The organism is Mesorhizobium sp. M2E.F.Ca.ET.209.01.1.1, assembly GCF_004010375.2.
Lineage (GTDB): Bacteria > Pseudomonadota > Alphaproteobacteria > Rhizobiales > Rhizobiaceae > Mesorhizobium.
The window spans coordinates 57686-69818 of the sequence record NZ_SADP02000023.1; the positions used below are offsets into that span (position 1 = coordinate 57686).

Below are 12133 nucleotides of genomic sequence, written 5' to 3' on the forward strand. Positions count from 1 at the left end.
TCAGCATGTCATCCATCATCTCGATCTCCGGTGTCACGAAAACCTATGCCACCGGCTTTAAGGCATTGAAGGAAATCAACCTCGACATCGAGCGCGGCGAGATCTTCGCGCTGCTCGGGCCGAACGGCGCCGGCAAGACGACGCTGATCTCGATCGTCTGCGGCATCGTCAACCGCTCGTCGGGCAGCGTCACGGTGGATGGCCACGACATCAGCCGGGACTATCGCGCGGCGCGCAGCCTGATCGGGCTGGTGCCGCAGGAACTCACCATCGACGCTTTCGAGACAGTATGGGCGACGGTGAACTACAGCCGCGGCCTGTTCGGCAAGCCGCCGAACAAGGCGTTCGTCGAGAAGGTGCTGCGCGACCTCTCGCTCTGGGAGAAGAAGGATTCCAAGGCGATCACGCTGTCGGGCGGCATGAAGCGCCGGCTGATGATCGCCAAGGCGCTGTCGCATGAGCCGCGCGTGCTGTTCCTCGACGAGCCGACGGCCGGCGTCGACGTCGAGCTGCGCCAGGACATGTGGGCGATGGTCAGGCGCCTGCGCGAGGACGGCGTCACCATCATCCTGACCACGCATTACATCGAGGAAGCCGAGGCGATGGCCGACCGCGTCGGCGTCATCAACAAGGGCGAGATCATCCTGGTCGAGGACAAGGCCGAGCTGATGCGCAAGCTCGGCCGCAAGCAGATGCGGCTGGAGCTCCGCGCGCCGCTAGCCGCCATTCCGGACGGCCTGTCGCGCTATCCGCTGGAGCTGTCCCGGGGCGGCAACGAGCTCACTTACACCTATGACAACCAGAGCGACCGTCCAGGCGTCGCCTCACTGATCCGCGATCTCGAGGCGGCCGGCATCCAGTTCCGCGATCTCGACACCAAGAACAGCTCGCTCGAAGAGATCTTCGTCAATCTCGTGAGGCAAGAGCCATGAATCTGCGCGCTGCCCCTAATTTTCGTGCGGTATGGGCGATCTACCGGGTGGAGATGGCACGTGCCTTCCGCACGGTGCTGCAGAGCATCATCTCGCCGGTGATCTCGACATCGCTCTATTTCGTCGTCTTCGGCTCGGCCATCGGCTCGCGTATCAACGAGATCGACGGCATCGCCTACGGCGCCTTCATCGTGCCGGGCCTGATGATGCTGTCGCTCTTGACGCAGTCGATCTCGAACGCCTCCTTCGCCATCTATTTCCCGAAATTCGTCGGCTCGATCTATGAGCTCCTGTCGGCGCCGGTGTCTTACCTGGAGATCATCATCGCCTATGTCGGGGGCGCGGCGACCAAATCGATCATGCTCGGCCTGATCATCCTCGCCACCGCCGCGCTGTTCGTGCCGCTCAGGATCGAGCATCCGTTCTGGATGATCGCCTTCCTGGTGCTGACCGCGGTGACCTTCAGCCTGTTCGGCTTCATCATCGGCATCTGGGCGAAGACCTTCGAGCAGCTGCAGCTGGTGCCGCTCCTCATCGTCACGCCGCTCACCTTCCTCGGCGGCAGCTTCTATTCGATCCACATGCTTCCGGGCATCTGGAAGACGATCACCCTGTTCAACCCGGTCGTCTACCTGATCAGCGGGTTCCGCTGGAGTTTTTACGGCAAGGCCGACGTCTCGGTCGGCGTCAGCCTCGGCATGACGCTGGTGTTCCTGACCATCTGCATCGCCATCGTCGCCTGGATCTTCAAGACGGGATACAGGTTGAGGAACTGACGGAACTCGCCTTCCTCGCCCCACGAAAGTGGGGAGAGGTGGCCCGGCGAAGCCGGGACGGAGAGGGGCTACGCCGGCACCCGTCGCTGGTCGCGATAGTTTGATCCGGTGGCTGTGGTGCCTTCTCCCAACGGATTCTCCCGTCGCGGATGTCGCCCCCTCTCCGTCTCGGGCTTCGTCCGAGCCACCTCTCCCCCGCTTCGCGGGGGCGAGGAAAAAAGCCCGCCTCAGATCGCCTTGGTCAGGCGCAGCAGCCCCAGCATCTCCACGAAGGTCCCTTTGCGGAACGCGATATAGGTCGGTTCCTCGACACCATGGAAGCGGCGCTTGAAAGCCGCCTGGCCCTGCAGGTTGAAGCGCGAGCGGTTGACCCAGGGCGAGTTGTAGGCGCGCTGGAAGGCGTTGCGCCAGAAGTCCGATTCGGCAAAGCCACTGGGCTCGACATCGAGGAGCGGCGAGAGGCCAAGCGTCACCACCGAGATGCCCTCGTCGCGAAAGCGGTCGACCGCGAATTTGGTCAGCCCGATCTCGGCATGCGGCGTGGTGTCGATCTGCTTGCGCTTGAAGGAAGTGGTGTAGCCGAAGACCTTGCCGTCGCGAAACAGCGGGTCGAAATCCAGGATGGCGAGAAGCCGGCCTTCCGGGCTGTGCAGGAGGAAGCGGCGCATGTCGGCGCCCAGCTGGCTGGAAAAGCGACGGTTCAGGAAGCCCATCTCCCAGCGCTTGATGATGCGCTCTTTGCGCCAGTCGGCGGAAAGCTGTTTGATCTCCTCGAGCAGCATGTCGCCCGTGCCCTCGGTGAGGACAAACCCCTTCTTCGCCAGCCAGCGCTCGGAATAGCGCACGGTCTCGTTGCGCTTGCCCGAAAAATCATGCTCCGGCAAAAGCAGCCTGGTGTCGACGCCGAGCCGGTTGACCTGGTAGCCGAGACCGGCGAGCACCTTGGCCGTGTCGGCGCCGATCTGCACGAACCAGGGGCTGCCGGCCGCCTCGACAAAGCGCTTGATATAGGCCGGGCGGTTGGCCGGGTCGGCCACCGGATCGCCCAGCGCGAAATGACGGCTCATCTTGGTGCCGAAGGCGATGTAGCCGTCGCCGTCGCTGAAATAGGACAGCTTCTTCTGCACAGCCGTGGAATAGGCGAGCGAGAAATCGCCATGGCGGCGCACCAGCGCCAGGCGCTCCTCATCGCTCAATTCACGCCGCGGAACCTTGGGCGCCACGGCATCGAGAAGCCTGTCGAAATAGATGCGCAGGGGCGCCATGAGCTCCGCGTGCCAAGAAGTGATGACCTGCCACCCTCAGGTCGCGAATCGCTGGCGACCGCTGCCGGCCACGTCGCGCCAGCGATATATGATGCAATTGACGGCGAATGAAGGGCAAACGTCCGAAAGCGTCCGGTATCGGCCATCAGCCGCAGGAACGCCCTGTGTGCATTCGCTTGATTTTTCCATGCAATGTTATATATCAAGTTATCGATAGGTGGCGGGCGCGCTATGGAAGACATTCTGCGATCTCTTGGTTTTCTCTGCCTCGGCAGCCGGATGAAACGCATGGGCGAGCAGTTGCAAGCCGACACGCAGCGCGTGCTCGACCGCCTCGACATGCGCATCCAGTCGAGCCAGTACCCGCTGCTCGCCGCGCTCGACAGGCTGGGGCCGTTGCCGGTCGGTGAGCTGGCGCAATCGCTGGGCGTCGCGCAGCCGGGCGTGACGCGCAGCGTCGCGCTGCTTGCCGAACTGGGGCTGGTGGAGGTCAATCCCGCAGAGGACGACCAGCGGCGCAGGATCGTTTCGCTGACCGGCAACGGCAGGCGGCTGGTCGACCGGGCGAAACGGGACATCTGGCCGAGCATCGAAAATGCCGTCGCGGATTTGTGCGCCGATCTTTCCGGGCCGCTGCTCGGCCAGCTTGCCGCCATCGAGGATCGGCTGGCAGAGACGCCGCTCCACCGTCGCGCCGAAAGGATCGCCACGCCATGAAGCATATCCTCGACCGCCCTGTCTGGAGCGCGCTCGAAACACGGCAAAGGACTTTCGCCGAGGGTGACGATCTCGCGCGCCGGTACCGGCCATCGATCATCCCGTTCGCCGCCACGGCAACGGACGATCCGGAAAGCCTGCATGCGCTCGGAAGGCTCGTTCCGGCCGGCGAGACCGTCATCCTGGCTCAGGCCGAGAACATTGTCCTGCCGCCGGCGCTTGTCGCGACGATGACCGCCGATGCCGTGCAGATGATTACCGGGCAAGCCTTGCAGACGGTCGCCGATCCTCGGATCGAGCAATTGACGCGGCAGGACGCGGCCGAGATGCTCGCGCTCGCCTCGCTGACGAAGCCTGGCCCGTTCACGTTGGAAGCCTTGAGCCTCGGCGAATTCTGGGGCGTGAAGATCGATGGCAGGCTGGCCGCGATGGCCGGCGAGCGCATGAAGCAGCCCGGCTATTCGGAACTCAGCGGCGTCTGCTCGCATCCGGATTTTCGCGGCGGCGGCCTCGCCAGGCTGTTGTCGCTGTTCGTGGCCAACCGCATCGTGGCGCGCGGCGAGGTGCCGTATCTGCATGCCTTTGCCAACAATGCTGCGGCGATCAGGCTCTACGAGTCGATCGGCTTCCGGCTGCGCAGCGCGATGAACATCGCCATGGTTCAGCGGGCTGGGTGAGTGCTCGGCACTTTCGTCATCCACGGGCGGAGCGGGAGCGAAGTGAACGCGTAGACCCGAGGATTCATGCCGTAACATCGAAGCCCCGCCAGCGGTGCAGAATTCTGCTCCGCTGCAATTGCGGCCAAGGTAACGGCGTGGATTCCAGGGTTTACGCGACGGAGCTTCGCTCCTGCTTCGCCCTGGCCAGCCGCCTTCGGTCCCCCTTTGAACACGCAACGTCCGTCGCGATCGGCTTGACGGGTTCGCCCGCTTCGGAAACAAGGGCTGCGGCCGGCCGTGGCGACGGCGCTTCAAAAGGGGATGGCAGGTGAGTTTCTGGGGACTGGCGCAGCTCGGTATTTCGACCGTGATGTTCCTGCTGGCGGCAATAGCCGCGAAGCAATGGGGGCTGGCGCCGAGCCTGGCCAAGCTCCTTGTGACGCTGGCGCTCTATACCGCGGGCAACCTGATCATGCTGAGGCTGGTGCGCGAGTTCGGCATGTCGGCGTCGTTCAGCCTGTCGGCGGTGATCCAGCTTGTCGCGGTGAACGTCGTGGCCATCGCCTTTTTCGGCGAACGGCTCAATGCTTTCCAGGCGACCGGCATGGTGCTGGCGATCGCCGCCGTCGCCCTGATCACGCTCGGGCCCTATATGCAGAAGCTCTAACCCTCGAGCCTCTCATGAAGCCATCCGTCGGCGCGCTGCTTGCCAAGATCGAATTCCCCTTGCTGCTGGCCGGGCTGGTGATCGCCGGCGGGCTGTGGGGTCTTGAGGAATTGATGGAGGTGGCGCGCGCCACGACGCCGCACGCCTTCGACACCGAGATCCTGCTTGCCTTCCGCCGTGCCGGGCAGCCGGACAGCCCGATCGGCCCGCTTTGGCTGCAAGGCGCGGTGCGCGACATCACCGCCCTCGGCAGCACAACTGTGCTGGTGCTGATCACGACCGCGGCCATCCTGTACCTGCTGTTGATCCGCCGGCCGGCGACGGCACTGTTCGTCTTCGTCGCCATAGCCGGAGGGCAGGTGCTTTCCAGCCTGCTCAAGCTCGAGGTCGACCGGCCCCGGCCCGATCTCGTCTCGCACCTGGTCACCGAAACGTCGCTGTCCTTTCCGAGCGGCCACGCCATGTTGTCGGCGGTGACCTATCTGACGCTCGGCTCATTGGCGGCGCGCTTCCTGCCGGATCGCCGGACGAAGATCTTCGTGCTTTGCCTCGCCGTGCTCACCACCGTGCTGGTCGGCGCCAGCCGCGTCTATCTCGGCGTGCACTGGCCGTCGGATGTGCTCGCCGGCTGGTGCGCCGGCTTCGCCTGGGCCATGCTATGCTGGCTTGCGGCACGCCTGCTGCAGCGGCGCAAAGTGGTGGCTGACAGCGACATCGATGGCTGAAGCATTTAAAATGATGCTTGAGACATTGTAATATTTAAAATATACATCTTTCATATCTTCAGAAACAGGTTCCGGCTGATGATCACTGCCGCACAGATGCGCGCCGCGCGGGCGTTGACCGGCATCGACCAGAAGACGCTCGCCGAGCGTGCCGGGGTTTCGCTTCCGACGATCCAGCGCATGGAAGCGAGCGACGGTGTCGTCAGGGGCGTGGTCGACACGCTGATGAAGGTCATCCAGGCGCTTGATGATGTCGGGGTGGAGCTGATCGGCGAGAACCAGGCCAGCGAGCGCGGCGGCAGGGGCGTACGCCTCAAGGCCGCTGCGGCGCAGAACCCGCAAGGCTGAGCCAGGTCGGCTTGGATGTAGCGGCACCACAGCTGAATTTGCCGCCCGACGGAATGCTGTCTCACATCGCTGCTTCGATCGGCTCGGCAAGTTTCGGATTGGCGCGCGCGGCGATCAGGCAGCCGGCGACGATGAGGCATGCGCCGGCCAGCGTGGTCCAGGCCACGTCCTCGCCGAAGAAGAACCAGCCGAGCGCGATCGCCCAGATGAAGGCTGAGTATTCGGTCGGGATCAGATATTGCGCTTCGGCGCGGGCATAGGACCAGCTCATCAGGAATTGCCCCGCGAGCGACAGCATCGCGACCCCGATCAGCGGCAGCCAGAGATCGCCGGGCAGGGTAACCGCGAGCCAAGGTGCGGCGAGAGCGAGGATAATCCCAACGAAAAGGTTCTGGAACAGCATGATCTCGACCGGCTTGGCCAGCAGCGCCTGCTGCCGGGAGAGGATCAGATTGTAGGCATAGAACACAGTCGATGCGAGCACCGCGGCCGTGCCAAGCAGGGCATCTTGCGAGTAGCTTTCCCGCCCGAACTGCCCGGACAGGATGATGGTGACGCCGGCGATGCCGGCCAGCGATGCCCAGATCGCCTGCCGCCTTATGCGTTCGCCCAGCAACAATGCCGCGAGGAACAGTGCAAACAGTGGCGCGACGAAGCTGAGCCCGATCGCCTCGGCGAGCGGCAGTCTGGCCAGACCCCAGAAAAATGAGACCAGGACGATGCCGACAATCGCGGCGCGCAGCGCATGCAGGCCCAGCACCCGAAGGGCCGGCTTTGAACGCGAGCCCGCCGACCAGACCGCGCCCGCGACCAGGGTCGAGACCATGCTGCGCCACAGCAGCGTGTTGTAGACGCCGACCGCGATCGTTAGCGACTTCATGGCCGCATCCATGCCCGACAGCAGGAAAATCGCCAGCGCGCATGTGAGCACGGGGATGGTCGGAGAAACGGCGCCGGTCAGGCTGGATGTCTTCGCGGCATCGCTCATGGCAGCCGGATATCGCGGAGCGCATAGCGGAACCAGATGGCAGCAGGCCCGATATGGCGGTCCAATCCCGCCCGGCGCCGTTGCCGCCAGACCCTCAGTCCATCGCAAGCGCCACGACCTCGCCCTCGCCCATCAGCGGCACGAAGATCTTTTCACCATCCGTGCCGATGTCGGCGCTGCCCGGCTTGAACTGCATTACCGCTTCCGGCTTGCCGCCGGGCTTGTAGCTGTAAAGCGTGCCGGTCATGTAGGCGGTGGCGTAGATGGTGCCGCCTATGGCGATGACGCCGTCGAGATCGGCGAAGTTCTCGGCGCCCGGCAGCGGCGTGATCTTCTTGGTGGCGAAGTCGACCGACAGCAGGCCGCCCGGCTCGGCGGTGCTGAAGTCGGCCTTGTTGATGTCCTTGCCCCAGGACGCCACGATCAGCCTGTGGCCATCGGCGAACACGCCATTGGGCGAGGCAAGCAACGGGTCCTTGACGAACAGCTCCGGCTTGTCGCCGTCGATGCGGTAGATCATGTCGGCCAGCATGTCGCTGACATAGACCTTGCCCGCCTTGTCCTCAGTCATATCGTTGAGGAAGACAGAGCCCGGCACGTCGATGGTCTCGACCAGCCTGCCGCTGGCGAGATCGACGACGCGCACCTTGGTGATGTCGGCGGCGTAGAGCTTGCCGCCGGCGATCGCCATGCCCTTGGGCGCGTCCATGCCGTCCACCCAGTGGCGCGCGATGACCTTGCCGTCCATCGACAGCAGCGACAGATAGCCATTGCCGTCCGCCGCGCCGGGATTGCCGGAGATGTTGGAGACGACGATTCGGTTGTGGGCGGCGTCGACAAGCGCGGATTCCGGCTGCTCGAAGCCGGTGGCGCGCCAGAGCTCGCCGGCCTGCGCGACAGACACGGCCGCAGCGGTGAAGATGGTTGAGGCGATCAGGCGTTTCATGGGTGCTCTCCTGTGATGACGAAGGAGAGCTATGATTTTCGATACTTCTCGGAAAGCACGAATGAAGCTAGTATCGCATTCCTATACCAAACCGCACGAATGAGGCGCATTCCATGAACGGTCCGATCTTCGAGGCGCTGAAACGGACGCTGAAGGCCAAGGGCCTGACCTACCGGACGCTGGCCGAGCGCATGGGCATTTCCGAGCCGACGGTGAAGCGGATCTTCCATGAGAAGAACTGCAAGCTCGACCGGCTGATGGAGATCTGCGCCGCGGCCGATGTCGAGCTGGAGAACGTGCTCGGCGCGATGAATCGCGGGCCGGGACCGGCCAATCGTGTTTCGCCGGAGATCGAGCGCCGGCTGGCGGCGCGGCCGGCGCTGCTCTTCGTCTTCATCATGCTGTCGGAGAAATTCACGCCCGAGGGCATCATGCGCTCGCAGGGCCTGAGCGAAGCCTCGATGTTCCTCTATCTGCGCGACCTCGAGGAGCTTGGGCTGGTGGCGCTGGGGCGCGGCCTGTCGGCAAGGCTGCTGGTCGACACGCCGATCCAATGGGATTTCGAGGGGCCGCTGAAGCCGCATTTCGAGATGACCAACAAGAATTTTGTCGGCTGGGCGCTCGGGCATATGGAAGACGCCGCGACCTTCATCAGCTTTTCCAGGCGGATGCGGCCGCAAACGGCGGAGATGCTGCGCCGCGAGGCGGACGAGCTCGCCGAACGCGCCCGGCTGCTTGCCCATCACGACCAGCACACCACGCCGGAGGACCAGCTCACCGGCTACAAGTGGACCTTCGCCTTCGGCGCGACACCGTTTCCGGCAATCATGCCGATCGGGCCGCATCCGCGTGATGCCGGGGCCCAGGGCGTCGCTCCTGCAAAGGGACGCCGCCCCTTGCCGGCCTGACCAATCATCTTTGAGCAGGATTGCATCTGGCGGTCGAGCTTGTCGCGCGCCGCTCCGTCGACGCGGACTGCCGCCATCTTCGCCCCTTGCCGCCAGCGTCGCCGACCGAGCCCGTAGGGCGCCTCGGGATAGAATAGAAATCCGGCATCAACATTCATGATAGAATTCGCGCACTGATTTGCCGGACAGTGGTGGGGCGGGTTTGCCGAATGCGAAATCGAAGTGATCCGATGCCGACCGCGCCAACGCTCGAGCTTCGCCGCTATTCGCGCCTGCAAAAATTGCGCCAGCGCGCAGAACGGCAAGGTGCTGGATTGCAGTTCTGGGCGCGTACCGCATCGCTCGCCGTGATCTCCTGCTTTTTTTCATTGATCAGCCGCTGGGATGCCGCGCTGCTCTTCGTGCTGGCGGGCCTCGTGCTGTTCCAGCTCGTCGGCCTGATCCAGTTTCTCTTTGCGCGTCGCCCCACGGCGCCATGGTGGATCGGTTACCTCGTCGGCACGCTGGACATCATTCTGTTGACCGTTCTGCTGGTAACGCCCAACCCGTTTTCCACGGAGGTCACGCCGGCTGCGATGCAACTGCGCGAGGGCAGCTTCAAATTCCTGCTGATTTTCGTATGCCTTGGCGCGCTGACCCTTTCGCCACGCTTGGCGCTCTATCTCGGCGCGCTCGCCGCTTTGACGTGGGCGATCGGGGTGGGATGGGTGGTTTTTCATCCGGGAACAGTCATTCCGGCGACGAACCTCTATTCGCTACCGATGACAGAGCGACTGAGCCTCTATCTCAACCCCAACTTCGTCGATACATTCGCGCAGGCAACCAACGTGCTGGTTGTGTTGATCATCGGCGCGATCATGGCGCTGGTCGTCTCTCGTTCCCGACGTCTGTCGGAAGACTATGTCAAGGCGGAGCGCGCCCGCGCCAATCTCGCCCGGCATTTTTCGCCCAACGTCGTCGACCAGCTCGCCGCGGATGACGAGCCCTTCGGCCCGGTCCGCCGGCAGGATATCGCGGTGCTGTTCGCGGACGTCGTCGGCTTCACAAACTATTCCGAGAATAATCCGGCCGAAGCAGTGTTCGAACTTCTGCGTCAGTTCCACCGTCGCATGGAGCAGGTCGTCTTCGACCACCAGGGCACCGTCGATAACTATATCGGCGATTGCATCATGGCGACATTCGGGGTTCCGCAAACCAGCCATGACGACGCGACCCGGGCCATCAAGTGCGCTGAAGCGATGGTCGCCGCTGTCGAAGCATGGAATGTGCAGCGTGTGTCCAGGGGATACCCGTCGCTGGACATTCGCATCGGTGCACAATATGGCGCAGTCGTCATCGGCGCGGTCGGCAGCGAGCGCAATCTGTCCTTCGCGGTGGTTGGCGACACCGTCAATGTCGCCAGCCGTTTGCAGTCGCTCTGCCGCGAGCTTCGGGCGAATATTTGCTTTGGGTCACGACTGATAGAGGCCGCAAAGGCGGAATCGCCCATGACACAGTTGAATGCGAGCGATCATGGCCCGGTGAGCGTCCGCGGCCGGGACGAACCGGTCCATGTCTGGGTCGAGCACAGAGCCGAGGACCAAGGTGCTGTTGCGGTTTCAGCGTGATACAGGCCGCCATGCGAAAAACCTGCACGTCGGCCGGATAGCAGTAGGTCCCGGCATAGGGGCATGTCCTGACCCAGGCCGAAAGCCATCACGTGCAAGAGCGCCGTGATCAGGCCGCTTTCGCTTCTTCCTGCGGCGCGGCGAGGTCGTCGCGCGCCTTGCGGGCGAGTCTCTTGGCCGAGCGTTTCGGACTGTCGCCGAACAGCTCGGTGGCGTCGGCAAGGCAGGCCTTGGTCAGGCTCTTTTCCGAGCGCTTCAAGAGCTTGCGCAGAAGCTTCGTTTCATCGACGGGGCCGAGCGGCTCGCCCTCGGCGTCGAGCAGCGCGCGCATGACGAAGACGTCGTGCAATTCGCCGAGCTGCTCGCCGAGCTTGTCGACCGCCTTGCGTCGCGCCTTGATCGGCGTCGGCCACAGGCGGCCGAGCAGCGACAGATGCATGGAGTGCGTCTTGGCCGCCTTGCGCAGATCGTGAAAATCGTCGGCCTCGCCGCGCGACTCCGCCTTGTCGAGCGCCTTCTTCGCCCGCCGCAAGGTGGCGCGGGCGCCGTCGGCCAGGATATCGGCCGCCTGTTCCGGCTGGTCGGGCAGCGCCAGCCGGTCGATGCGCTCCAGGCCTTCCCGGCAGGCGGCTACGGCCGCATTGATGGCGGCGTCGAGGCCCGGGCCGGCGTGGAGCTCGTGCTGGCGCAGCACCAGCCGTTCGCGCACGGGATCGAGGCCGCCGCCGGCCGATTGTTCCGGAAAGGCATCGGCGAGGCGGTCGACGGTCTCGATCAAGGCGGTCGCCTCGCGCGGGCCGGCGAGCAGCGCCGAGACCTGCTTGTAGCACTCGTTCTCGGTCTGGCAGAACGGTTCGTCTCCGGAACGAACCAGGCGCAGCAAGGCGCGCACGCTCTTCAGCCGCTTGCGGCATTTGTGCAGGCCCTGCTCCGGCTTCTCGCGCGCCGTCTCGAGATGGCTGATGGCCCTGCCGATCTCGTCGGCCAATATGCGCCCGACCTCGCCGGTCAGCGGCAAGCGCGGATCGATGCGGAAGCTCATGCGGCGATCTCCGGAATCCCCCCGAGGGCCAGCGACGCGTTGTAGAATCTCGACTCGCCGGTGACCTCGCGACCAAGCCAGTCGGGCAGCATTTCGTCAGATACGTCCTCCGGCGTCTCCAGCTCCGCGATTATCAACCCCGCGAGCTTGCCGCCGAAAACATCGACTTCATAGAGATAGCCGCGGTGTCTAACATGGTGGCGTGTCTTCTCGATGACACGTCCGATGGCAAAGGCCATCAATTCCTCGGCCTCGGCAAGCGGGATTGAATATTCGAATTCGTCGCGCTCGCGCGCCCTGTCGCCGAACTTCAGCGTCAGCTCGGCGGAGCGTCCGTCCGAGATGCGCACGCGCACGGTGCGACCGGGCTGGGTAGCGACATAGAACTGGCGAATGCGAATCTCCGCCTCGACCTCGTCGCGCCAGGCGGAACTGGAGACCAGGAACTTACGCTCGACTTCCTTGCCCATGGCCGCGCACTAAAGCCTGTGGGGGCCGGGAAGGCAAGCCGGTTCAGCGGTCAAATTTGACTTTAATCAATCGATTGATTAAA

14 protein-coding genes are annotated in these 12133 nt (G+C 64.1%); 9 read left to right on the forward strand and 5 right to left on the reverse strand.

The features are described from left to right. The first annotated feature begins 5 nt into the window (after nucleotides 1-5). A complete protein-coding gene (locus tag EN852_RS29565) occupies nucleotides 6-932 on the forward strand; it encodes an ABC transporter ATP-binding protein (RefSeq protein WP_127879276.1) in 927 nt (308 codons plus the stop codon). After that, entirely contained in the window at nucleotides 929-1708 is a 780-nt protein-coding gene (locus EN852_RS29570; RefSeq protein ID WP_127866205.1) for an ABC transporter permease, read from the forward strand. Before EN852_RS29565 ends, EN852_RS29570 begins: the two co-directional genes overlap by 4 nt. 227 nt (nucleotides 1709-1935) lie before the next feature. Here EN852_RS29570 and EN852_RS29575 read toward each other — a convergent pair whose 3' ends face one another. Continuing rightward, nucleotides 1936-2973 (reverse strand): phosphatidylglycerol lysyltransferase domain-containing protein, encoded by a 1038-nt coding sequence (locus tag EN852_RS29575; protein WP_127879274.1) that lies wholly within the window; start codon nucleotides 2971-2973, stop codon nucleotides 1936-1938. Nucleotides 2974-3204: 231 nt separating this feature from the next. Here EN852_RS29575 and EN852_RS29580 point away from each other — a divergent pair, with 231 nt between their 5' ends. From EN852_RS29580 to EN852_RS29600, 5 genes are all read left to right on the forward strand, one after another. Then, nucleotides 3205-3690, forward strand: coding sequence for a MarR family transcriptional regulator (locus tag EN852_RS29580; protein ID WP_127866207.1), 486 nt, complete (start codon nucleotides 3205-3207; stop codon nucleotides 3688-3690). Continuing rightward, nucleotides 3687-4367 (forward strand): GNAT family N-acetyltransferase, encoded by a 681-nt coding sequence (locus tag EN852_RS29585; protein WP_127866208.1) that lies wholly within the window; start codon nucleotides 3687-3689, stop codon nucleotides 4365-4367. Before EN852_RS29580 ends, EN852_RS29585 begins: the two co-directional genes overlap by 4 nt. Nucleotides 4368-4677: 310 nt before the next feature. Next, entirely contained in the window at nucleotides 4678-5016 is a 339-nt protein-coding gene (locus EN852_RS29590; protein WP_127879272.1) for a hypothetical protein, read from the forward strand. A 14-nt stretch (nucleotides 5017-5030) separates the two neighbouring features. After that, complete coding sequence (locus tag EN852_RS29595; RefSeq protein WP_127879270.1) at nucleotides 5031-5741, forward strand: phosphatase PAP2 family protein; 711 nt, start codon at nucleotides 5031-5033, stop codon at nucleotides 5739-5741. A 78-nt stretch (nucleotides 5742-5819) separates the two neighbouring features. Beyond that, nucleotides 5820-6089 (forward strand): helix-turn-helix transcriptional regulator, encoded by a 270-nt coding sequence (locus tag EN852_RS29600; RefSeq protein ID WP_126080263.1) that lies wholly within the window; start codon nucleotides 5820-5822, stop codon nucleotides 6087-6089. Nucleotides 6090-6150: 61 nt separating this feature from the next. Here the strand turns inward: EN852_RS29600 and EN852_RS29605 are convergent, their stop codons facing one another. Continuing rightward, nucleotides 6151-7077 carry a DMT family transporter gene (locus EN852_RS29605; protein ID WP_127879268.1) on the reverse strand — a complete coding sequence of 309 codons (927 nt, stop codon included), beginning with the start codon at nucleotides 7075-7077 and terminating at the stop codon, nucleotides 6151-6153. A gap of 94 nt (nucleotides 7078-7171) precedes the next feature. After that, nucleotides 7172-8023 (reverse strand): SMP-30/gluconolactonase/LRE family protein, encoded by an 852-nt coding sequence (locus tag EN852_RS29610; RefSeq protein ID WP_127879266.1) that lies wholly within the window; start codon nucleotides 8021-8023, stop codon nucleotides 7172-7174. A 113-nt stretch (nucleotides 8024-8136) separates the two neighbouring features. On the opposite strand from EN852_RS29610, the gene EN852_RS29615 reads away from it, so the two are divergent. Further along, nucleotides 8137-8931: a helix-turn-helix transcriptional regulator gene (locus EN852_RS29615; protein ID WP_127879265.1), complete on the forward strand. Its 795-nt coding sequence runs from the start codon at nucleotides 8137-8139 to the stop codon at nucleotides 8929-8931. A gap of 314 nt (nucleotides 8932-9245) precedes the next feature. Beyond that, on the forward strand, nucleotides 9246-10538 hold the full coding sequence (locus tag EN852_RS29620) for an adenylate/guanylate cyclase domain-containing protein (protein WP_246694444.1): 1293 nt from the start codon (nucleotides 9246-9248) through the stop codon (nucleotides 10536-10538). A gap of 109 nt (nucleotides 10539-10647) precedes the next feature. On the opposite strand, the gene EN852_RS29625 is transcribed toward EN852_RS29620, so the two are convergent. After that, a complete protein-coding gene (locus EN852_RS29625) occupies nucleotides 10648-11580 on the reverse strand; it encodes a CHAD domain-containing protein (protein WP_127879263.1) in 933 nt (310 codons plus the stop codon). Next, a complete protein-coding gene (locus EN852_RS29630; protein ID WP_127879261.1) occupies nucleotides 11577-12050 on the reverse strand; it encodes a CYTH domain-containing protein in 474 nt (157 codons plus the stop codon). The genes EN852_RS29625 and EN852_RS29630 overlap by 4 nt, the downstream gene beginning before the upstream one ends. Nucleotides 12051-12133: the final 83 nt, after the last annotated feature.